The organism is Bacillus sp. N1(2025), assembly GCF_053470005.1.
This window is the reverse complement of record NZ_JBLTJB010000001.1, coordinates 245,263-263,233: the sequence shown is the minus strand read 5'-3', so window position 1 is coordinate 263,233 and position 17,971 is coordinate 245,263. Positions and strand designations below refer to the sequence as shown.

Below are 17,971 nucleotides of genomic sequence, written 5' to 3'. Positions count from 1 at the left end.
CTATTCGTCAGATGCTTTTTCACCAGCGTCATCAGATTCTTGATTCTCTTCATCTGTTGTTTTGTCCGCTGCCTTTTTGCTGTTTTTTTCAGCTTTTTTAATGGGCGACTGTACTTTTTTGTATCTGTCCTCTTTCAAAAGCTTATTACCGTGTTCATCCTCAACAAACCAAGTTGAACCGGTATCAGTATTTTGAATCCACATAAAAAAGCCCCTCCTATTGTGGACGGGCTGCGCTTAATACCGCGAGCGCTTCCGGTCTTGTTACTTTGGCGCCGTACAAGTGAAGCCCTTTTACTGCATCAGCAAAACGTTTCTCAGGGCGATAAGCCTCGACTTGGGTTGCTTGGTCTGCATAAGACCACGCCATGCCGTGACCGGCGATAATCTTATGATTTTCTGTGCCGCCCTCTGGTTTAGAAAGTGGAGCATTGTTTGATTTTAATACCGTGAATCCGGCAGCTTGTCCGATAACACCATTTAAAAGGCGTTGTTCTGAAGACATGTTTCCAGCTTTCACGAAGCGATCATCTTTTAGCATTAATCCTTCATACCAAGGCGTTACAACTACCCATCGCCCCTGTTCCGGCACGTCTGCTTCATCCAATTTCACTGAAAGATCAACCAGATATTCGTATGCGTCGTTTTTTGTTGGTGAAACAACTTTTGTATCGCTGCCGATCGTATGAGCTGCATCCACATAATGAGAAGCAATATATGAATCAGCAGTATTTTTCAGAGCGTATGCTGCCTCTTGCATAGCCGCATCCATCAACTTTGGATTTTGTTGAATTTTATCAACGTCATCAATCTGAAAGTTGAAATATTTTGACTGGTCAATGAGAAGCTTACGGCTTGTAGAATCAAGTGTTTGCGCGCTATCCATGTCTTGATTTTTAGTGTAGTCGCCCACACTAACGCGCCCCATATTGTTGATTGTCACAGAGTCACCAGCAGCAGTGATTTCCCCTTCATAATCTCTGTTAATGACTCCCGTTTGACCATAAACCAATGTTCTTTGTAAATTGCTCAGCAGTCTTGCACTCCATAATACCGGAATAAAATTGTCTAATGCCATGTGTTTTTATCCTCCTATTGATTCTTGTAAAGAGCTTGGATGCGATCCCAGTTTTGATTGACTTCCTCGGGACTCATCTTTTTAATGTCTTCTTCTGTTAACGGGGCTGATGCTCCGCCTGAAGGTGTCGGCGTGCTGCCGTTCTTTTTGAAATGATCGTTTACGATGCTTTGTTCAAAAGTCTTGAAGGCTTCGGCCAAGGTATTCAAATTTTGTTCTGTGGTCGTATCGTCCTGACCGATAAAAAAGTCAACAAGATTAGTAGGCAAACCCTTTTCCGTTGCAATTGAAAGGGCCGTATTTCTCAACGACTCCCGCGTTTTCTCTTGCTCAAGGTTCTGGAATTTTTCCTGCAACTCACGTAATTGCTTTTGTTCCTCTGTTTCAGGAGGAAACCGCTTTGAAATCTCTTCCTCAAGTTTCTTCGGCAACGTATTTTTCTCATACGTCTTGATCGCCTCTGTCACCCTTGCATCAGATGTTGATTGAAGCAGCTTCTTTCCCTCGTCATTTGTTTCTAGGAAAGCCCGTACTGCATCCAGCGAGAGTTCTCCGCCGCTCGGCTGCGGTGCCGGATCGGTACCGGTTCCACCTGCTGGATGGGCTCCCGGTGTTGGATCAGCCGCGCCCCCAGGTTCGGAAAAATGCTGAAGGTTAATGCGCAGTGGTAGCCTTTCTTTTTTCATGAAATTCATTGACGGACTGACTGACTTATCCGTGTTTAATCGTTTCATTTCTGTGTATCCTCCTTGCCCTTATCAGTTGCCGAAGCCCCTAACAAGTTCAAAATTATTTCGGTTGCTCTTTAACGCCTACAACGCGAAAAAAAGGCATAAAAAAAGCCACTCAAAAGAGTAGCTTGCTGCTCAATTAGTCGGAAACGTTATCTTTCTTCCCGTTCAGAAACAGAGACTTTTTCACTTCAGCATATATTTCTTCAGATTCATGCAGCAGGTTTTCGTTTTCCAGCATCCTCAACAAAGAATTAATCCTAAACTCTTCATTCAGATTGCTGTTTTTTTCTTTCGTCCTTTTGAAAAGTTTCATCATCCTCATTCGCCTCCTGTTCCTCGTCTTCATCCTGATTATCATCAATGGTGTAAGCATCTGCTTCCGCTCTCATTCTTTCAATCTCAAAACGCACATCATCAATGAACGATAGTAGAGCAAGCCGCGTTTCTTCGCTTACCAGTCCTTTGAGTTCCGCGGATGCTTGAGCCTCTTCGAGAATGTTCGCAGGAAGATTTCGCTTGAATTGAAACCATAGTTTCAGATACGCGTCTTTGCCAGCCAGTATCCTTTTGGACCATGCCGAGCAGAGTATCTTATACTGATACCGGAATGCCGCGGTCATTTTGCGTTCCATAGTAATTGCCTTGTGTTCCAGCGCCATAAGCTTATACCGCATGGCAACGCCTGTAATAGTGCCCCCGAAAGAGCCGTCAGAAAAATTGACCGTCTTCGCAAAACGTAAAATATTTTCTTCCAGCCGGTTCAAGTGATTTTCGATCATGGCGTCGTTTATTTCCTTGGTTAAAAATTTCACGTCTCCGTTATCGTCGAAGACTTCAAACACACCATTCTTTTTTAGCTTTTCCATATCCTCATCATCGAGTGAAGCACCTTTGACAATCAAGTATGCAAGCCGGAACTGTTCGATTTCGTTCGATGCGTCAGACAAAGTTCTGTCGTATGCATCAATTAACGAAATGACTTTTTCAGTGTCGCCTTTCATTTCTTTATTGTTCGGAACACCAAACAACGGGCATCCATTGAAAAGATGCGGCTTCGTCTCAATAAGATCGTACTTCGTTTTATCAGACGACTTAAACGAATAAATGAACGTTTCATCGTAGAAATCAGCCCGATATGACTCGACTTTTTTGCCGCTCACCCACTCAAACACTGAATAATAGCGCAAAGCATATGTGGGCTCTGTTATATCGTCTAAAGCGAGAATAATGCATTCCCACGGATCAACGTTTCGCAGGCATTCGTTTCCGTCTTCATTAACAAACAGCAGGCGGGCGCCGTAACCGCAGATGGAAGCCATTTTCCCGAGTTCGGAATCGGCGTCCTCAATGTTATTTCTCGTATTGAAGGTGCTCACTTGATCTTTTAATTGCTTATCTTCGGTTTCATAAGAAATGGGGTGTCCAAACATATAGCCTGTCTTGGTATCAATGATTTCAGAGTCAAATGAGTTGTTCAGCTTATTGTTTACCTTGTCATCAATACGCTGCACCTTATCGGTTCCCGCGCTGCCATAATCAATGATGGACCGTGTTAATATGGGAACGCCTGCCGGATCAGCCTTATATCTTGCATATAGTTTCATCAATTTTTCACGAACAGGGACGTGCTCATTAATCATCATCTTGATAATGTCACCGTTGATTCCACTCTGACGAATTAGATTTATATATTCCTTCATTGGTCACTCCCCCTTTCTATGTTTCGGCTTGTTGTGGGTATACAGAGCGTACCGGAGAGCATCCAGCACGTCGTCCCATTCCTTCACAGGGTCGCCGGTCTTGGGATTCCATACATACATGAAAATTTCTTTTTTGAAGCGCTCAACCTTGTCTTTCACGACGAATAACTCATTTCGCTTAAACAGCCGGGCCACTTCTTCAATACCGGATATGATCGCCTTATCGGCGTTCAGGGCTCGCAACTTCTCCCGCCGAAAGCGCTGCACATGCTCTGGCCGCGCAGAATCGCAGTAGAAATTAATATTGCCGTACCGCTCCTTTACGCCTTTCGCTACCTTCACCCAGTAGTCAATTTCCTCATGCTGCTTGGCATGTTCTTCGAGCAAATAAAAACACCCTTGGTCATCTTGTCCGATTACGACAATAGAACCCGGGTGCTCATATCCCCAGTCAACGCCAGCGAAATACTTCTTGAAGTTGACGCGCCTGTTCTCCAATTCCTCAGAACTGATATAGTGAATGTCCTTATTGAAGTCCCGGTAAATGACTCCTTCAGACGCCACCCAATAACCGTTTATATCTCGATCGGTAAACATGCCGCTGGGCGTCGATGCCACGATACTCTCCACATATTCCGGATCGAGAAAATTGTTATCGAACAGCGAGAAATGAAATGACCGGATGTTCAGCCGGCCGCTCTTCAACTTTTGCCCGTCTTTGTCGATATAATCGGTTTTGACGGTGTGCATCGGGTTTTCGGGGTTTGTATCCATCATGACCACAGCGCCTTTGTAAGAGCACCGGGAAATGACTTCTTTTACAAATGAATCATGCAGGGCGGTCGCCTCATTCAGAAACGCGCCGGCTGACGTGAACCCCCGCGCTTTTTTCCATGAATTTGCGTTTGCTCCGTCAAAGCAATATACCTGATTACCGAATATCTCAACGGCGCTCGACTTATTGAGTTTCAATTCCTTGCCGAGAATCTGTTCTAAATCATTTAGAACGTTCCGCCTGATAGTTCCCAGGTTCGCCCCGCCGATAACAAAATTCAGTCCCATGTTTTGATACTTGCTGACGTGAGCAAGAAACGCCAAAAGGAGCACGAATGTTTTTCCTGCCCTCTTTGCGCCGCTACAAATTAAAATTTTGGGCTGCTCTTTTATGAAGCTGTCCCAAACTTCCTTTTGCTTTTTATTGAGTTCCATCGGCATCCACCATTTTTCTCAACATTGTAGCAATTTCATTTTCTTTGGTGTTTTCGTCGCCGCCGTTAATAGCCTTCTTCGTCTTCTCGATATTCAAGCGCATCTGTTCCAATTTGAGACGCCGCTCATCTTGCTCATGCGCCAGCTGGTCAAATTGCTTGAGCAGACTCCGGAGCTCGCCCATTGCCCGAGATTGAGCATTCAGGAATGTTGCATGACGATCCCAAGCGAATTGTATTTCAAGTTCTTCTTCTACAATGTTTTTTTCATATGTTAAATTGCCATCTTCGTCCTCATCTTGATGATAAGCGTATTTTGCCTTTTTAAGCTCTTTTGCCGTATCATCTTTATCCTGCACAAACATAATGCGTTGCGCCCAGATAATAGCCGCATATTGTATCTGAATCTGATCCCATATCATATCAGCAGGGGAACGCTCCTGAATCTCTTCCATGATTTCAAGCGTTTCTGCTGGCAGATATTTCGAGAAAAAGCCATGCGAAACCGCGTTTCGATTTCTCTCCGGGGCGCCGCCGTTGTTTCCCAATGCATTTTTATTACCGGGTGGGGCGCCTGCCTTTTTTGTGTGCACACTTTTTTCAGAGGGTGCACCCTTTTTTCGTTCCCAACCATGCCGCTGCTTCCACGATTTAATGGTGTTCATTGACACCCCGTATTTTTCAGCAAGGTCCTTGTATTTCATGCCTTTGGCGTAATCCTTGTACGCCTGAATGTGCTTTTCAGCCATCTACATTCACCGCCGCCCCCTTTTGAATTGAGTTGTTTTGGAGATTATTTTCTTGGACTAAACTCGTCATCGTGTGCAAGCTGATGAATCGTGTCTTTCCCAATGTCCGCAAGTCCAACAGCCTGCAAGTATGATTCTGCGTCATACGCAGTCATTGTGGTGCCGTCTTTCATGTTGAAAGTAGCGACAAAGCCATCTATCTCATGAAAGTTCTGTTCCATCCAGTTAATAAGTCCGTTTGTAGGGCCGGGAAAAACTCTTTTCACTTTACTCATCGTATCATCCCCTTCATATTCTCTCTAAACCAAGCCCACACTCAGAGGCTGTCAGCCGCCAATTGTTTTATCTGAGATTCACTGGACCCGGTTTACAGAGAACATAAAAAAAGAGCCATATAACTCAATGGCTCTTTCGTTTATTCTTTAATTTCAATATCTGTAATTTGAGTTGGGTTAATAAGAACAGATTCACCAAGATCAATCAAACGATTTTTCAAAACTCGTTTGCCATCCAATTTATCATGGAAATTTTCTATAAGATTCTCCACGCTTTTCATATCTTCGTAGGAAACTTCAAAAGATTTTTTATTACTCATTGATATAAGCACTTTCATAAATTTCACCTCCCATCTTATTATCGGTTAAGGATCAGGAGAAAGGAACAATTTGCAGAATTTGTCGAACACTACGGTTGATTATTGTTGTTTATTGATTCAATTTTCATAATAAAATATTCTAAATTCTTTTTGAAATAAAGATAATTAATAAATGTTATAACCACTAATAAAAACAAGGTGACAATCAACAAAAGAACTTTTGATGAAAAATACATTGTTATACTCAAAACCACCGTTGTAACTAACGCGATTATAAGACTAATATTAAGAGACCTTAAAGCATGTACATTCCCCAGCCTATAACTATATATACGCTGTACCTCTTTACCCTTTTCATCCTTCATAATAATCTGATCAAACTGGAATTCTTTTTCAAAGTAATCAGACCATTTGTTCCATATCACAAAGCCTAACAACATGCTTATCTGATGGATTAGATGTCCGATTATGATTCCAACACCTACAAAAATTGCAGTAAACATGAAAGCTGGTATCTTGCTTATTGAAAAGGCGCTGTTCAAAACTGATTCTTTAATGTAGAAGTAAATAGTTAATGCACCTAGAAAAGTCCAACCAGGTATTCCCCAACGAATTAAATGTTTTGTTTCAAAGTTCATAGCGCTCCCCCTCTATATTAAATATGGGAAAGAATCAACAATAAGTCCATACTTTGCGAAATTTGTCGAACGAAAGCCCTACACCCAATAAGGGCATAGAGCTTTATGATCACTATATGAAATTGGTGGGGACGCAGGAATATTCCGCCTCCCCGTCCTGCCTTCCAGTTTACACTGCGGATTTTATTTGATTCAACAATTGCAAAAGCTGACACGTTTCGCACATTTGGCACAAATGGCACACAATATCATTTTTAATGCGTCTGACTGTTTCGCGGGAAACGCCAAGATGCAACGCGATTTCACGAAACTTCATCCCTTCTAACATGCAATCAAAGACAATCCGGTTTTTTTCGTCCTCTATTTCTTCAGTAGAGCGCTCAAGAAAATCAACGATAGTTTCGTATTTACGGAGCCGCTTTTCCCGACGATCCATCTGACGTAATTCCGCCTGGCTTATTCCGGCTGACCCTCTCGGCATTCCTGCTTCGTCACCATAAGTAGCCACAAGCTTCTGCCCGGCAAACTCCACTTTGTTGAGAATGCGGCTTAATCGACTGATCTCCCGCAACATAAAATTATAATCACGAATCCATTCTTCGATTTCCCAAGCCATCATTTGAGCAGACATTATAAACTCTCCTTTTGTCCGTAAATAGAATATTTCTCATTCCAACCGTTCTTTTTTTGTTCTGCCAGATATTCGGTTTTAGATACTTCCTGAATTGTTAGGCTGCACTTTTCCATCAAGAAACTTTTCATATTCTCGAATAAATCTTCTTTTCCGCACAAAAGATTCACGATTTTCCCATTTTGATAGGCGAATCCATACTTCACACCAAACACTCCCTTTATTTGCGCCTCAAAGCGCCGCCCTTGCCTCTTTTCAGAGTTTGCATATTTTGCCCCATCATCCGCTGCCAAAAGCGATCTGATCGCTCAGAAACGTTTTTATCTGGCTCCTTTTTCTTCCGCTTCATGTCATCCCTCCTGATAACAAAAAACGGACACCAACCAGAGCGCAGAAAAAATTCTGTGCAATGATCAGTGTCCGCAGGCTTTCCGTCTTGGACTTATTTATTTTTAAACTCCCTAGCTGGTATTCAGCAGGTTCTTTTTATTTCTTGGTATACTTTATTTTACCATGATTCGGTCTAAATATTGAAACCGAGTTGTTTCATGGCAGAGCATACCGCCAATGGTAAAACATCGCCCGGTTCTACATTTGGATTCTTTTTGAATTCCTGATAGTAAGCAACAATTAACTTTGATGATTCGGCTACCGTTTGCAAATGAAAAGGAATTATTTTTTTAAATTCATCTTGAAGCATTTCTAATTCAATATCTGAAAATTTCATTGTCACTGGAACCCCCTATAATGTATCTGATAAAACCCATTGATTTATTTTTCCTTCAGAGGCCGGCTTTCTCTTTGTATTGCTCCCAAAAGCCGTTCACTTCATCCAAGTAACTTGCAGCCTCGGGGCTTTTGCTTTCAGCCTCTTCCCGAATTGCGTCAAAAGCCTCTTCAAATTCATCGGCGGGCGTCTTTAAAATCTCATATTCATTGGTAGCGAGGGCAGTTGCAAGCGCGACAGGATCAACGCTGTTTAACGGGGCCCATTCTCCCTGCCAATTCCCTAAGCTAACACTTTTCCGTAGGCTCTCAAAAGCCGCAGCCTGTTCTTTTGTTAATTGTAGCATTGTATTTTCCTCCGATTCTTCTTTGAATTTATCTTACTTCACAATGAATTTTGCTGATTCAAATGTTCCGATATAGTTCCGCTTGCCGGAATCAGAATAGCAGTCAAGCTGAATGACATAGGTTCCTTTCCCAGTCTTATTCCGGATCGTTTTCACGTTGAATGATTTCAGAGGCGTTGCCGTTTTGAAGCTGCCCCGCTGTACTAAATTCGTATCAGTCAGCCCGCCGCCGCTGCGCTTCTTGTATACGCCGGCCGTATAATAAAGTGTGCTTGAGCCTTTTTTCTCGGCTTTCCAGTCCACCGTTGAGGCGCCGGCCGTGTAAGTCGCTGCATCCGTAAACACCCGCCCGCTGTACCCGGATTCATTTTGCCAGCCGGACCATGCGGCGGAAGCAGACGGCGCAACGGCCGCCGCTCCCATAAGTAATACCGCTGATAGAATGATTGATTTGAATAGCTTTTTCATAGTTATTAATCCTCCGTCCTTTCGGATATTCCATGTAGTTTTTTAGAAGTGAAATGAAATGTACTGTTAAAATCCACATGGAAAGGCTTGTGGCACTTCTCACAATTCATTTCAAATTCACCCGACATATCGCCTCCCTCAATGTAATCGTAAAATTCCATTACATGCGCGCAATGCGGGCATTTGATTGCGTCAATAACTGAAACTGATTCATTTTTCATCATTTTGTTTCCTCCAATCCAAGAATCTCCTTCATTTTTTTGACCGAATGCATGCTATTGAACCAGTCGCCGTTTTTCAATTCCAACCGAGAGCCACCGGGAATTTCTTTGATGGACGCTATATCCTCTCTGTCAAAAGCCCATATTATTTCCGAGCCGCGCCAGATTTTAATGTCTTTGCTCATTTTTCTTTCGTATTCCCTCTGAATTATTGGGTCGGCAAATATTTCCGGTTGCGCTTCAGGTTCTATTTCCGCAAATAATTGGTCCATTGATTTAAAAAGAACAGCAGCCGTCAAAGGTTCATCATTCGGCTTTTTGGCTGTTATAGCCACCATGGAGCTGTACGGCTCAGGGAATAATGTAGTCTTCATTCCGTGCCCTCCTGATTCAAAATGATCTCTTTCAGATCATTCAATTCAACGACAAAATCACTGAATGCATCGTGCAACGGATTTTCCTTCTGCGATATGGCATCTGCTCTTCTCTCATATACACTTATCAGCCTTTCGACTTCTTCTAATGGCGTTTTCAGCCTTTCGAAATTCTCTTTCACTACCGCTTCAATTAATGAATAGCGAGAAATATTGTTTAAAGGGGCATATTTCATATTGCCAGTGTCTCCCCATCTTCCATGAAAATAAATGATTTCAGAAATAATCACATCTTTATTTCCTATTTCTAACAATGTACAGAATGCATTGTACTGCTCATCTGTCAATTTAAGCTTCACGCCACGCCCTCCTTAGTAATTTCTCCACCAAACTATAAACCCCCAAAACAGGAGCAGGAATACTATGACTCCAATCATTCCGCGTCCTCCTTCTTTTCCGGCGGCCACCATCCACGAACCAAGTACCCACTGATCGCCGCGGTAACTGACACACAATTTAATCTCAAACTCGGATTGTCGAAATAATACGCCAGAATTATTCCTATGGAATCGGCAACGGCCGACATTATGAGAATCATCAACACTTTAAATGCAAATTTCACTCCGCGTTCTCCTTTTTAAGATTAAAACCTAATAAAAATGCCGTGGAATAAATCGTTTGAGCTGAATTAAGGTTCATATAGTAATCGCCCATATCTTCTATTGATTCGGAAGCAGGCGGATTATTTTTCAAATCGTTATATGTCGCTTGTAGTGTCTCCTCTTTTCTGTCTAAAGTCTGAATAGCCGCTTCCAGATAGACTGCCTGGTCAAGAGTTTCTTCAAGTGCGTGCTGCAACCAGCCGCGTATGTCATAGGCGTTAACTTGAACGGGCCGGCCGTACTTGGCAAGCCCCTTTTCCTGTTGTGCGTTTAGTTTGCTGATGACGGCTGAAATGATCGGGTTGTCGGTGTGGTTCATCAGATAACCCCTCCTATTGGTGTGACGACTGAATAAAGATCATCTGTTCCCTCAATGATGTCATTTTCATGAATTCGGACGTTATATGCCCCTGCTGCTATGATTCGGAATGCAAACAGCGTTAATAACTCCTGCTTTTCAGCTTTACACCCTGCGAATTCCGGGTTTGGCCCGCCTTGGACACCTATACGCTTGTTAACTTCAACAATCGCATCCCATACATCATCCCTAAACTGAATGACATCCACCTCTAAACCTCGATTACGAATGCTATTGATTGCTTCGATTGCCGACGATTGGATTTTTTGAATATCCATCAATACCCCTCCTGCTGCCGCTGATGATTGACGGCGTTTTTCTCCATGTAAGCCGCTTCGATCTGTTCAATAGTAAATCCGAGCCGCTTGCCAAGAGTAAAAAAGTTAATAAACAAATTGATATAGTTTTGACGTGTAAAAGCAACAGTAGAAATAAGAGAAGAAAACAACCACTTAGGGTTTAAAATGCCTCGAATATTCAAATATTTAGAAAGAATAATATTTATTGTTTCGCTGTCGTTATAATCCAGACGATTCCCAATGCTCAAGATAAAATGCAGGCAGTCCACGTATTCCTCTAGTAGAGGGTTTCCGCCTCTTCTGAAAGCCCCATTAGGTGAAACTTCTAACGGATGTTTTGTTCTCGGTTCTCGGTCATTACTCCAATGTTTAAAGCCGCGCCATTCATTCGCACACTCGGCCAGTTCCACCTGTAGAGCAAGAATGAGGTTTGGCAGCAAGTCCTGCCCCTCAAGCCCCTTTTCTTTGATGATCCGATCATCAAGCACCTTTTGCATTTCAAACATTTTTTGTAGATTCATTGTTTCCGCTCCCTTATTTCCGCCCGCCGACGGTATTTTGTAGAAATTCATGCACATGACACATAAGCAGCATGCCGCCTGTTTCCGGTCCATGCTTTTCACGGAAGACAGCCAATGCTTGTTCGAAAGCCTGCCTGTAATCCTGTTTCACACTATTTCCTCCTCGGCGCCCATGCAGCGACCACAATGCGGGCAGCGTGCATCCGGGCGGATTTCTAAATCAAGTTTTTTATAATCGCAGTCCGGGCAATGGTATTCGATCATGGCCGGACCACCGAATCAAATAAGCTGAGTTGAGTGATCTTATAGTTGAACAGCAATAATTCTTCAGCTCCGCGGCTTTTTTCGGACCCGCCAACAACCTGTTTGTATGCGGAAAAGGTTTCTGACTCCCAGTTCGGGTAGATCTCGAGTATCAAAGGATCATCGTAATAAGAAAGAACCACTTTCCCTTTGACCTGATTAAGCAGCCGGGCCAGTTCCCGGTGATCCTCTTCCGTAAAGCCGCCAGCATAAAACCGCTCTCGGCCAACGTATGGCGGATCCACATAAAACAGAGTATCCGGGCTATCGTATTTCTCAATGATGTTGCGAAAATCCTTACATTCGATCATGACGCCCTTCATACGGTTGGCGAAAGACTCAAAGGCAGCGCAGGCGCTTATGTATCCGCCAGCAGGGTTCTGCCCGCTTTGTGTGCTATGCCTCCAGCCTGTCTGCGGTACTTCCTCCGCGTTCCCCTTACTAATGCCGGAGCGATTCATATAAAACCATCTGACAGCCCGGTCAAAATCATTTTGCGGGTAATCTTCAGTTTTCCATTTCTCATAGAGCGCCCGGCTGTACGGAATGGATTCGCAAGCCTGCTGCATGGCCTTCGGATCCTTTCTGACTTGCATCAAGAAATTCACCACATGGCCGTCAATGTCGTTATACACTTCATGACCTATTTGCGGTTTATTAGCTATGACATGAGCTGCGCCGCCGAAAGGCTCGACGTACACCTTATGGGCGGGCATTTTATTTATAATGTGATCGGCGTATCGACCTTTGCCACCGAACCAGATTAACGGTGAGCGCGCCATCCCTTAACCCCCGATCAAATTCGGCAGCACAGAGATAGCGAAGAAGAAAAGCCCCACGCATGCCCCGACCAGCCAGATATTTGTTTTATCCCGTTTAGCGATAATGGTATGGTCGCCGATCATTTTCAGATCGTCAGACCGAGCGACAAGCGTCGGGATGTAGTCCGGATGAACCTTCAAAAGCTCGGCCGCCTGCTCGACGGTCATTGCTTCATCCTTCGTGGCCTTCACGTTCCTTTGCAGTTCTACTTGTAATGGCATCATTTTGCTGCACCGCCTAACAATTCCGGATTTTGATGTACGTTGCCGATGATTTCTGTAAAATAAAGAGCATTGTGTTTGTGTAACTCTTGAAGTTTCCCCTGGTGATCTGTTAGCGTTCCACGCTTGATACGAAGGACTCCATGAATTTTTTCTAGCCTGTAGTTGCGGCAAATCTCTTTCATCTTGAAGCCGCTGCCTTCAAAAACAATCTGCATAAATCGTGTGTTTTTTTCGCCCTCGTCAATAAAGGAGAACATAATAACATCGCCCTGATAAATCTCCTTGCCGTTCTTGTCCTTCGTGCCGGAAAATAAATCGCGGCTGATCAACTCGTAACCAAATTCTTCACAAAAGACGGGAGACAGTTTGCGCGCCGGGCGTTCTTCAAGCTGACTGATAAAGTACGTTTTCAATTCGACATTGCCTGTTTCCTTATGTCGGAACACATACCGGATTTTTATGTTATTCATTCCGCATCACCCTCCCATGCAGCAGGAAACTGACCGTTTAAGGCCTTCCTTACCACTCCGAAAGGGTCGTCCTCTTCATCAGTGAATGTAGCAAGCAACCTTCTGAAATTGTCATTCTCTTTTGTAAGCCGCTGTATCTCTTCCTGAGCCTGCCGAAACTGATTGACCGCGATTTCCTGCTGACGCTTGTTTTCCTCGATGATTTCCTGTTGTTTAGCAGACAATTCAGCTTGTTCAAGAAGCCATCCCATTTCCTTTTGCGGAATATACGTAAGCCCTTTTAACCACTCAATTCTCTCTTTCATGCCCGTTCCTCCCCCGCAGGGGAAACCCCTGCTATTTGAATTTGTGGCCGATCTCGTAATCACAACGAGCCAGGCCGCCTTTTATTGTTTGAATGATTGTTTTACCGTGTTCCGGGGCGTCCATTAAGTGGGCTGTCCCTTCAGTACCATCTAAAACGATGATCCGGACTTTCCCCGGCTCGATGCTTTGCTGAATAGTTGTTTCATGATTTTTTATTTCTGTTGGCTTGTTCACTCTGGCCGCCCCCTGTGCTATGATAGAAGTACCAGTTCATATCAGAGCATCGGGGCCACGGCTTCGGTGCTTTTTTACGTTTTACGACGGCAGCCGCATCGTTAAGCCGGCAGATGGCTTTAATTCCTCACGGTAGATGATTGGATGCTTTTCGACGTATGCCGCCAACTGCTCCGGCGTCATTTTCCACTCCTTAACTGGACCAGGCTTGTATGGATCGATTTTTTCTTGCATAGCGATAACCTCCTGAATTGATTTTGGGAATTTCTGAACCTCCAAGCTTTTTGCAATCCGCTCCCATGCGGCTGGCGCATCGTTTGTAATCGGAACAGAGCATCATGCAGGCCATGAGCTTATCTTCTTCCTGCACCCACAACGGCCGATCGTCTGCGATTACCACGTTTTGCAGTGGTCTTCCCCGCCTTTCTTTTGAGTTTTTTCAGCTCGTCCAGCTCAATGAAGCCGAGTGACTTATCTAGAGCCAGCACCTTGAGTGGCGTATCGTAAAGCCGTTCATACAGCTTGCGTTTGATGGCAAATTCCTTTGTTTCTACGCCCTTGATGTCAATGATCTCTATACTGCCATCCAAGTTATGAACCTCAAAGTCTGCAATATATTCAATCTTCCGAAAAGTTTTTCCGTTCTTTTTGAATGCTTCTTGAAGCAGGAACCGCGGCTGCAGCTTGAAATCTTTGATCTGCTTGCTCATCTTGAGCCACTTCAGTTGCTCATAGTATTTGGCTTCGGCCCGGCTATCGAACGTGATGCTATCCATCTGCGTTTTTCTGGCGCCGTACTTATTTGCTGGCATGCGATGCCTCCAAAAGCTCAGGATTTTGGTGAATATTGCCGATGACTTCTAAATCAACATGAGCTACAAATACAGTAGTCAAGCCTCGCTTTATTCGCTTGAATCTAAAACCTGGCACCTCTTTTGTCCAATAGATCCCGTCTGAAGCATGTTCAGCCACTTCTTCCTGCCATAAAACTTCTAATAGCTCATTTGAATTATCACGGTGGTTCCTTACAATGTCTCCGTCATAAATCTCCCGGCCGTTTTTATCCTTTAATCCAGTAAATTGCCCAACTGTTTCCGGCCTCACACTGTAAGCAAATGGAACCCCAGCTTTATTAGAGATATAAGAACCAAGATCAATGCCCATGCTCTTGATTCTTTGTTTAATGATTGATAGGTTCCCGTAATACCATTCTCCGTTTATTCCCATTCCTCGAAACTTAATTTCTCTCATTTCGCCGCCTCCATATCTCTGACTATTTCCTTATCGGCCCGTTCCCGCGTGCCGTCGTTACCTACCGTCAATTTGTTCCCAGTGCTGAATCTGCTTTTCCTTGTACGGCGCTGTGAGGATGATGGCCGGCAGCAGGATAACCGCTTTAAGCACTGTGCATCAGCTCCATTTGTTTGATTTTTTCCTCAAGCACCCGGATCGCCGGGGTAAGGTCCTGGCCGGCCGTTTGCTCTGCGGGCCCGAACAGATACATACCGCCGGATATCGTAACGTTTGTTTTCTCTTTCATAGCAATCTCCTATTCGTATAATGATCGGAGCAATAGATCATTTTCCTGCTTGGCTTTTTTGCTCCTGATTTTTTCATCTGGCATACGAATTGGAAATGTCATTTTCTCAATCCGGCTGCTGATACGCCCTTCAGGATATTTAATGTCTAATTCATCAATGCTCAGATTACTTGTGAAGATGGTCGGTTTCTTATTCTGCAGTCTGTAATCAAGGATGCGTGTGAACGTTTCCTCTACCCAATCGCTGACTTTCTCAACGCCTATATCGTCCAGAATGGCAAGATCAGCCGTTTTAACAGCCTCGATAATGTCCGAGCTTTTCACCTTTGATTCTCCATCAAAGGTTTTTTTGATTTCACCGATTAGATCAGCAGTTGATGAATAAAGAATCTTCATAGGGCTTTCCGGCTTATCATGCATTTTTATGATGGCCTTTAGGATACTTGCAGCAAGCCGCGTTTTCCCGCTGCCCTTCTCATGACTGTGGAAATAAAGTCCTTTTCCTTGCTCGCGCATCATATCGAATTTAAGCACATAGTTTTTTGAGGCCCTTTTGGCATTGGCTGCCCGCTCTTTAGAAATATCCTGATCGTAAACATCAATTTCAAAAGAGTTTAAAGTGACATCCTTAAATTCTTCCGGAAGCCGGGCGCTGAGCAGTTTATTTTCTAGCGCCTTAATGGCTTTACAAGGGCACTCTTTCATAAACTCAGTGTTTTCTTTGTGATCCTTCACCCATATGAGCCCTGAGCCGTCGCATTGTTTATAAATGCAGTTTTCCTCAGAAATCACAGTGAGTGTCTCGTATCTTTCCTGAGAGGCCCTTTTCACGGGCAAGCGCTTCGAGTCTTTCAACTTCTGCGCTAGATGTGGATTGGCTTTCTCCAACTGCTTTAGGGCGGTTGCTAAACTGTTCATGATTTCCTCGTCCTCCCCGGTTCATTAATTTCATAAGTCCCTGCCGCGCTTTATGGTCACTCGTTCCCCGCAGAATACCGAGTGTGTACGCTTCTTTGCGGTCGTCGTATTTCTCAGCATGTTCCCACATAGCGTAATGAAGCTGATCGACGCTGTACTTACTCATTTTTTCTATATGGTTCGCAAGCAACTTCGCGGAAATTTTGCAATGCGAACGTGTAAGCCGGATGCAGTCAAGATATTGAACAAGTATGCCTTTTTTGATGCCTTCCGGAAGCGCGCCCATTTTAATAACCATGTCAGCGAATTTTTCAATTTCTTTTTCGCTCGCCAGATTCATATTTTTTAATTCTGCTGCACTTAATGCGTCCTTTAGTGTGTCTTCGTTGCTGATCTGTTGCGGCATTAAGTGATCAGCGTAATCAGGAATGTTTTTGAATTTACCTTGGTCTTGCATATCCTCACCCTTTTTATGTTCTTGTTCCGAATCCCCGGTATCCACTGGCGGAAATGAATCTGCTTTCTTCCCGTAATTCTTTATGTTTTGAAGCTTCTCATAATCAACAATCGTGATAATAGTTGCTTTGTTCTGCTTCATTCGTCTTGTTTTGATCAATCCTGCTGTCTCAAGTTTGCCGAGAGAGTACCGCATTTTTTTAAGATCAATAGATAGGTCCCTCGCAAGCTCCGCCACATTAATCATTGCTTCACCTGTTTTTAATGATCCAACGGGAGCGAAAACGGCCTCTTCGAGCAAACACATATAAAGAATCTTTTCGCGCCTATTTGCAAACTGCTGGCGGGGCTGAATAACATACCCCATGCCTTGCATTTCCAAGCCGCTCACCTACTTCCTTTCACACAGTGCTGTCATGCCGCTGATGCGGACTAAACGCAAGCCCGGTTCATTTGTTCGGATATAACCCTGAACATAATCACGGAACAGTTGCGCCCGGTTAGGCGCCCCTTCTGTCATCCACTTGTAACAGAAGGGTATGCTAACCTCAATCAAATGGCAGGTCATTTTCGCTAATGTCTACAGGCTTACCGTCAAAGGGATCGACATCCTGCGCGCTCGGCTTTTCTTCTGACACTTCGGCATCAATGATTTCCGGCTCTGCCATTTCGTCAGTAATGTCAATTCGCTCACGTTCCTCGTTATCCTCGATGACTGCCTTTTGCATTTCAATGGAGAGAATCCCCCATTTACTAAGCATGGATTTAAGAACGGTTTTAAGCGCCATTGCATCCCAGTCCTTGCCCCAGCCAAAGTCCGACTTACTAAACTTCTTTTTGTGTTTCTCTACTTGCGCCTTTGTCCAATACACTGTTTTCCGAAAACCGTTTAAAAGCTCAAAGTAAGCAGCGTAGCCAATAACCGCATCTGATTCCCGTTTTTCAAAATCAATCTCTATTTCCTCGGTTAGTGGGTTCCACTTTTGCAATTCTCCTTTATGGACAGGTATGCAATTGATAGATTTATATTGACCTGTCCGCAAAGCAAGCTGAATGTATCCTTTGTAACCAAGCTGAAATTGTGCGCGGCCTTTATACGGAACGATCCAGGCATAACCCAAGTTCTTATCCACTGGCAGATCAAGCGTTGCCGCCACCATAGCCGATGAAATTACACTCATAGGTTCTGCCTTTTGAAGAGTGTTTTCACTGTTGTACAGACTCAAAATTGATGCTGTGAATTGAGACGCTCTTTTCCCCAGAACTTCTTCAAATCGGTTCATGACTGCCGGAGAAGAAAGCAGGCCCTTCATTGTTGTTCCCTGCGGCTGTCCTGGCGCGTTATTTTGTTTTTGAATGTTATTTTTAAGCGATTCATTTGTAGCCATA

General features: G+C 43.9%; 34 protein-coding genes. All 34 read right to left on the bottom strand.

The genetic code is table 11. The annotated features are described in order from the left end of the window. The 34 genes from ACNFN4_RS01470 to ACNFN4_RS01305 all read right to left on the bottom strand — a co-directional run bounded on the left by ACNFN4_RS01470 (position 1) and on the right by ACNFN4_RS01305 (position 17,970). Positions 1 to 204, bottom strand: a complete 204-nt coding sequence (locus tag ACNFN4_RS01470; RefSeq protein ID WP_375035362.1) for a DUF7302 family protein — start codon at positions 202 to 204, stop codon at positions 1 to 3. Positions 205 to 217: 13 nt separating this feature from the next. Further along, complete coding sequence (locus ACNFN4_RS01465) at positions 218 to 1,078, bottom strand: phage capsid protein (RefSeq protein WP_042635082.1); 861 nt, start codon at positions 1,076 to 1,078, stop codon at positions 218 to 220. A 14-nt stretch (positions 1,079 to 1,092) separates the two neighbouring features. Then, complete coding sequence (locus ACNFN4_RS01460) at positions 1,093 to 1,812, bottom strand: DUF4355 domain-containing protein (RefSeq protein WP_327997730.1); 720 nt, start codon at positions 1,810 to 1,812, stop codon at positions 1,093 to 1,095. Between the two features lie 266 nt (positions 1,813 to 2,078). Then, positions 2,079 to 3,512, bottom strand: coding sequence for a phage portal protein (locus tag ACNFN4_RS01455; RefSeq protein ID WP_375035361.1), 1,434 nt, complete (start codon positions 3,510 to 3,512; stop codon positions 2,079 to 2,081). A 3-nt stretch (positions 3,513 to 3,515) separates the two neighbouring features. After that, complete coding sequence (locus tag ACNFN4_RS01450) at positions 3,516 to 4,721, bottom strand: PBSX family phage terminase large subunit (RefSeq protein WP_014470565.1); 1,206 nt, start codon at positions 4,719 to 4,721, stop codon at positions 3,516 to 3,518. After that, positions 4,708 to 5,469 (bottom strand): phage terminase small subunit, encoded by a 762-nt coding sequence (gene terS / locus ACNFN4_RS01445; protein WP_375035360.1) that lies wholly within the window; start codon positions 5,467 to 5,469, stop codon positions 4,708 to 4,710. The genes ACNFN4_RS01450 and terS overlap by 14 nt, the downstream gene beginning before the upstream one ends. Before the next feature lie 44 nt (positions 5,470 to 5,513). Next, positions 5,514 to 5,744, bottom strand: coding sequence for a hypothetical protein (locus tag ACNFN4_RS01440; protein WP_375035359.1), 231 nt, complete (start codon positions 5,742 to 5,744; stop codon positions 5,514 to 5,516). 140 nt (positions 5,745 to 5,884) lie between these two features. Next, a complete protein-coding gene (locus ACNFN4_RS01435) occupies positions 5,885 to 6,082 on the bottom strand; it encodes a hypothetical protein (RefSeq protein ID WP_375035358.1) in 198 nt (65 codons plus the stop codon). Between the two features lie 71 nt (positions 6,083 to 6,153). Continuing rightward, a complete protein-coding gene (locus tag ACNFN4_RS01430) occupies positions 6,154 to 6,702 on the bottom strand; it encodes a hypothetical protein (RefSeq protein ID WP_375035357.1) in 549 nt (182 codons plus the stop codon). Positions 6,703 to 6,871: 169 nt separating this feature from the next. Further along, positions 6,872 to 7,333: a hypothetical protein gene (locus tag ACNFN4_RS01425; protein ID WP_375035356.1), complete on the bottom strand. Its 462-nt coding sequence runs from the start codon at positions 7,331 to 7,333 to the stop codon at positions 6,872 to 6,874. Then, on the bottom strand, positions 7,333 to 7,539 hold the full coding sequence (locus ACNFN4_RS01420; protein WP_016938703.1) for a hypothetical protein: 207 nt from the start codon (positions 7,537 to 7,539) through the stop codon (positions 7,333 to 7,335). Before ACNFN4_RS01420 ends, ACNFN4_RS01425 begins: the two co-directional genes overlap by 1 nt. Before the next feature lie 14 nt (positions 7,540 to 7,553). Beyond that, a complete protein-coding gene (locus tag ACNFN4_RS01415) occupies positions 7,554 to 7,682 on the bottom strand; it encodes a hypothetical protein (RefSeq protein WP_014470571.1) in 129 nt (42 codons plus the stop codon). Between the two features lie 174 nt (positions 7,683 to 7,856). Further along, positions 7,857 to 8,060, bottom strand: coding sequence for a hypothetical protein (locus ACNFN4_RS01410; protein WP_129003956.1), 204 nt, complete (start codon positions 8,058 to 8,060; stop codon positions 7,857 to 7,859). A gap of 55 nt (positions 8,061 to 8,115) precedes the next feature. Continuing rightward, positions 8,116 to 8,406: a hypothetical protein gene (locus tag ACNFN4_RS01405; protein ID WP_151296268.1), complete on the bottom strand. Its 291-nt coding sequence runs from the start codon at positions 8,404 to 8,406 to the stop codon at positions 8,116 to 8,118. Positions 8,407 to 8,439: 33 nt separating this feature from the next. After that, positions 8,440 to 8,874, bottom strand: coding sequence for a hypothetical protein (locus ACNFN4_RS01400; RefSeq protein WP_375035355.1), 435 nt, complete (start codon positions 8,872 to 8,874; stop codon positions 8,440 to 8,442). Positions 8,875 to 8,879: 5 nt separating this feature from the next. After that, entirely contained in the window at positions 8,880 to 9,098 is a 219-nt protein-coding gene (locus tag ACNFN4_RS01395) for a hypothetical protein (RefSeq protein ID WP_375035354.1), read from the bottom strand. Then, positions 9,095 to 9,469: a hypothetical protein gene (locus ACNFN4_RS01390; protein ID WP_375035353.1), complete on the bottom strand. Its 375-nt coding sequence runs from the start codon at positions 9,467 to 9,469 to the stop codon at positions 9,095 to 9,097. Before ACNFN4_RS01390 ends, ACNFN4_RS01395 begins: the two co-directional genes overlap by 4 nt. Next, on the bottom strand, positions 9,466 to 9,828 hold the full coding sequence (locus ACNFN4_RS01385) for a hypothetical protein (RefSeq protein ID WP_375035352.1): 363 nt from the start codon (positions 9,826 to 9,828) through the stop codon (positions 9,466 to 9,468). Before ACNFN4_RS01385 ends, ACNFN4_RS01390 begins: the two co-directional genes overlap by 4 nt. 259 nt (positions 9,829 to 10,087) lie before the next feature. Further along, positions 10,088 to 10,450: a hypothetical protein gene (locus tag ACNFN4_RS01380; protein ID WP_375035351.1), complete on the bottom strand. Its 363-nt coding sequence runs from the start codon at positions 10,448 to 10,450 to the stop codon at positions 10,088 to 10,090. Continuing rightward, positions 10,450 to 10,767, bottom strand: coding sequence for a hypothetical protein (locus ACNFN4_RS01375; protein ID WP_375035350.1), 318 nt, complete (start codon positions 10,765 to 10,767; stop codon positions 10,450 to 10,452). Before ACNFN4_RS01375 ends, ACNFN4_RS01380 begins: the two co-directional genes overlap by 1 nt. After that, entirely contained in the window at positions 10,767 to 11,309 is a 543-nt protein-coding gene (locus tag ACNFN4_RS01370; protein ID WP_375035349.1) for a dUTP diphosphatase, read from the bottom strand. Before ACNFN4_RS01370 ends, ACNFN4_RS01375 begins: the two co-directional genes overlap by 1 nt. A gap of 13 nt (positions 11,310 to 11,322) precedes the next feature. Next, on the bottom strand, positions 11,323 to 11,460 hold the full coding sequence (locus tag ACNFN4_RS01365) for a hypothetical protein (RefSeq protein WP_016938691.1): 138 nt from the start codon (positions 11,458 to 11,460) through the stop codon (positions 11,323 to 11,325). Positions 11,461 to 11,569: 109 nt separating this feature from the next. Further along, entirely contained in the window at positions 11,570 to 12,394 is an 825-nt protein-coding gene (locus tag ACNFN4_RS01360) for a DNA adenine methylase (protein WP_375035348.1), read from the bottom strand. A gap of 3 nt (positions 12,395 to 12,397) precedes the next feature. Then, on the bottom strand, positions 12,398 to 12,658 hold the full coding sequence (locus tag ACNFN4_RS01355) for a hypothetical protein (protein ID WP_071348438.1): 261 nt from the start codon (positions 12,656 to 12,658) through the stop codon (positions 12,398 to 12,400). After that, positions 12,655 to 13,128, bottom strand: coding sequence for a YopX family protein (locus tag ACNFN4_RS01350; RefSeq protein ID WP_375035347.1), 474 nt, complete (start codon positions 13,126 to 13,128; stop codon positions 12,655 to 12,657). Before ACNFN4_RS01350 ends, ACNFN4_RS01355 begins: the two co-directional genes overlap by 4 nt. Next, positions 13,125 to 13,379, bottom strand: coding sequence for a hypothetical protein (locus ACNFN4_RS01345; RefSeq protein WP_375035376.1), 255 nt, complete (start codon positions 13,377 to 13,379; stop codon positions 13,125 to 13,127). Before ACNFN4_RS01345 ends, ACNFN4_RS01350 begins: the two co-directional genes overlap by 4 nt. Before the next feature lie 85 nt (positions 13,380 to 13,464). Next, complete coding sequence (locus ACNFN4_RS01340; RefSeq protein ID WP_003155894.1) at positions 13,465 to 13,668, bottom strand: XtrA/YqaO family protein; 204 nt, start codon at positions 13,666 to 13,668, stop codon at positions 13,465 to 13,467. 81 nt (positions 13,669 to 13,749) lie between these two features. Next, positions 13,750 to 13,902: a hypothetical protein gene (locus ACNFN4_RS01335; RefSeq protein WP_014470584.1), complete on the bottom strand. Its 153-nt coding sequence runs from the start codon at positions 13,900 to 13,902 to the stop codon at positions 13,750 to 13,752. 119 nt (positions 13,903 to 14,021) lie between these two features. After that, a complete protein-coding gene (locus tag ACNFN4_RS01330; RefSeq protein ID WP_335371334.1) occupies positions 14,022 to 14,480 on the bottom strand; it encodes a DUF1064 domain-containing protein in 459 nt (152 codons plus the stop codon). After that, the gene (locus ACNFN4_RS01325; protein ID WP_375035346.1) at positions 14,467 to 14,919 is read right to left on the bottom strand and encodes a YopX family protein; all 453 of its coding nucleotides are present in this window, start codon (positions 14,917 to 14,919) and stop codon (positions 14,467 to 14,469) included. The genes ACNFN4_RS01330 and ACNFN4_RS01325 overlap by 14 nt, the downstream gene beginning before the upstream one ends. Positions 14,920 to 15,064: 145 nt before the next feature. Continuing rightward, positions 15,065 to 15,208 carry a hypothetical protein gene (locus tag ACNFN4_RS01320; RefSeq protein ID WP_189319827.1) on the bottom strand — a complete coding sequence of 48 codons (144 nt, stop codon included), beginning with the start codon at positions 15,206 to 15,208 and terminating at the stop codon, positions 15,065 to 15,067. 9 nt (positions 15,209 to 15,217) lie between these two features. Continuing rightward, positions 15,218 to 16,000, bottom strand: coding sequence for an ATP-binding protein (locus ACNFN4_RS01315; RefSeq protein ID WP_375035345.1), 783 nt, complete (start codon positions 15,998 to 16,000; stop codon positions 15,218 to 15,220). After that, positions 15,990 to 16,964: a hypothetical protein gene (locus ACNFN4_RS01310; RefSeq protein WP_448199949.1), complete on the bottom strand. Its 975-nt coding sequence runs from the start codon at positions 16,962 to 16,964 to the stop codon at positions 15,990 to 15,992. The genes ACNFN4_RS01315 and ACNFN4_RS01310 overlap by 11 nt, the downstream gene beginning before the upstream one ends. A gap of 166 nt (positions 16,965 to 17,130) precedes the next feature. Continuing rightward, positions 17,131 to 17,970, bottom strand: a complete 840-nt coding sequence (locus tag ACNFN4_RS01305; RefSeq protein ID WP_253600261.1) for a recombinase RecT — start codon at positions 17,968 to 17,970, stop codon at positions 17,131 to 17,133. Between the last annotated feature and the right edge of the window lies 1 nt (position 17,971).

What these genes read in the sequence shown, in the direction of transcription:
- ACNFN4_RS01470 (WP_375035362.1), bottom strand. Translation starts at nt 204, where the DNA reads ATGTGGATTCAAAATACTGATACCGGTTCAACTTGGTTTGTTGAGGAT.
- ACNFN4_RS01465 (WP_042635082.1), bottom strand. Translation starts at nt 1,078, where the DNA reads ATGGCATTAGACAATTTTATTCCGGTATTATGGAGTGCAAGACTGCTG.
- ACNFN4_RS01460 (WP_327997730.1), bottom strand. Translation starts at nt 1,812, where the DNA reads ATGAAACGATTAAACACGGATAAGTCAGTCAGTCCGTCAATGAATTTC.
- ACNFN4_RS01455 (WP_375035361.1), bottom strand. Translation starts at nt 3,512, where the DNA reads ATGAAGGAATATATAAATCTAATTCGTCAGAGTGGAATCAACGGTGAC.
- ACNFN4_RS01450 (WP_014470565.1), bottom strand. Translation starts at nt 4,721, where the DNA reads ATGGAACTCAATAAAAAGCAAAAGGAAGTTTGGGACAGCTTCATAAAA.
- terS (WP_375035360.1), bottom strand. Translation starts at nt 5,469, where the DNA reads ATGGCTGAAAAGCACATTCAGGCGTACAAGGATTACGCCAAAGGCATG.
- ACNFN4_RS01440 (WP_375035359.1), bottom strand. Translation starts at nt 5,744, where the DNA reads ATGAGTAAAGTGAAAAGAGTTTTTCCCGGCCCTACAAACGGACTTATT.
- ACNFN4_RS01435 (WP_375035358.1), bottom strand. Translation starts at nt 6,082, where the DNA reads ATGAAAGTGCTTATATCAATGAGTAATAAAAAATCTTTTGAAGTTTCC.
- ACNFN4_RS01430 (WP_375035357.1), bottom strand. Translation starts at nt 6,702, where the DNA reads ATGAACTTTGAAACAAAACATTTAATTCGTTGGGGAATACCTGGTTGG.
- ACNFN4_RS01425 (WP_375035356.1), bottom strand. Translation starts at nt 7,333, where the DNA reads ATGTCTGCTCAAATGATGGCTTGGGAAATCGAAGAATGGATTCGTGAT.
- ACNFN4_RS01415 (WP_014470571.1), bottom strand. Translation starts at nt 7,682, where the DNA reads ATGAAGCGGAAGAAAAAGGAGCCAGATAAAAACGTTTCTGAGCGATCA.
- ACNFN4_RS01410 (WP_129003956.1), bottom strand. Translation starts at nt 8,060, where the DNA reads ATGAAATTTTCAGATATTGAATTAGAAATGCTTCAAGATGAATTTAAA.
- ACNFN4_RS01405 (WP_151296268.1), bottom strand. Translation starts at nt 8,406, where the DNA reads ATGCTACAATTAACAAAAGAACAGGCTGCGGCTTTTGAGAGCCTACGG.
- ACNFN4_RS01400 (WP_375035355.1), bottom strand. Translation starts at nt 8,874, where the DNA reads ATGAAAAAGCTATTCAAATCAATCATTCTATCAGCGGTATTACTTATG.
- ACNFN4_RS01395 (WP_375035354.1), bottom strand. Translation starts at nt 9,098, where the DNA reads ATGATGAAAAATGAATCAGTTTCAGTTATTGACGCAATCAAATGCCCG.
- ACNFN4_RS01390 (WP_375035353.1), bottom strand. Translation starts at nt 9,469, where the DNA reads ATGAAGACTACATTATTCCCTGAGCCGTACAGCTCCATGGTGGCTATA.
- ACNFN4_RS01380 (WP_375035351.1), bottom strand. Translation starts at nt 10,450, where the DNA reads ATGAACCACACCGACAACCCGATCATTTCAGCCGTCATCAGCAAACTA.
- ACNFN4_RS01375 (WP_375035350.1), bottom strand. Translation starts at nt 10,767, where the DNA reads ATGGATATTCAAAAAATCCAATCGTCGGCAATCGAAGCAATCAATAGC.
- ACNFN4_RS01370 (WP_375035349.1), bottom strand. Translation starts at nt 11,309, where the DNA reads ATGAATCTACAAAAAATGTTTGAAATGCAAAAGGTGCTTGATGATCGG.
- ACNFN4_RS01360 (WP_375035348.1), bottom strand. Translation starts at nt 12,394, where the DNA reads ATGGCGCGCTCACCGTTAATCTGGTTCGGTGGCAAAGGTCGATACGCC.
- ACNFN4_RS01355 (WP_071348438.1), bottom strand. Translation starts at nt 12,658, where the DNA reads ATGATGCCATTACAAGTAGAACTGCAAAGGAACGTGAAGGCCACGAAG.
- ACNFN4_RS01350 (WP_375035347.1), bottom strand. Translation starts at nt 13,128, where the DNA reads ATGAATAACATAAAAATCCGGTATGTGTTCCGACATAAGGAAACAGGC.
- ACNFN4_RS01345 (WP_375035376.1), bottom strand. Translation starts at nt 13,379, where the DNA reads ATGGGATGGCTTCTTGAACAAGCTGAATTGTCTGCTAAACAACAGGAA.
- ACNFN4_RS01335 (WP_014470584.1), bottom strand. Translation starts at nt 13,902, where the DNA reads ATGCAAGAAAAAATCGATCCATACAAGCCTGGTCCAGTTAAGGAGTGG.
- ACNFN4_RS01330 (WP_335371334.1), bottom strand. Translation starts at nt 14,480, where the DNA reads ATGCCAGCAAATAAGTACGGCGCCAGAAAAACGCAGATGGATAGCATC.
- ACNFN4_RS01325 (WP_375035346.1), bottom strand. Translation starts at nt 14,919, where the DNA reads ATGAGAGAAATTAAGTTTCGAGGAATGGGAATAAACGGAGAATGGTAT.
- ACNFN4_RS01320 (WP_189319827.1), bottom strand. Translation starts at nt 15,208, where the DNA reads ATGAAAGAGAAAACAAACGTTACGATATCCGGCGGTATGTATCTGTTC.
- ACNFN4_RS01305 (WP_253600261.1), bottom strand. Translation starts at nt 17,970, where the DNA reads ATGGCTACAAATGAATCGCTTAAAAATAACATTCAAAAACAAAATAAC.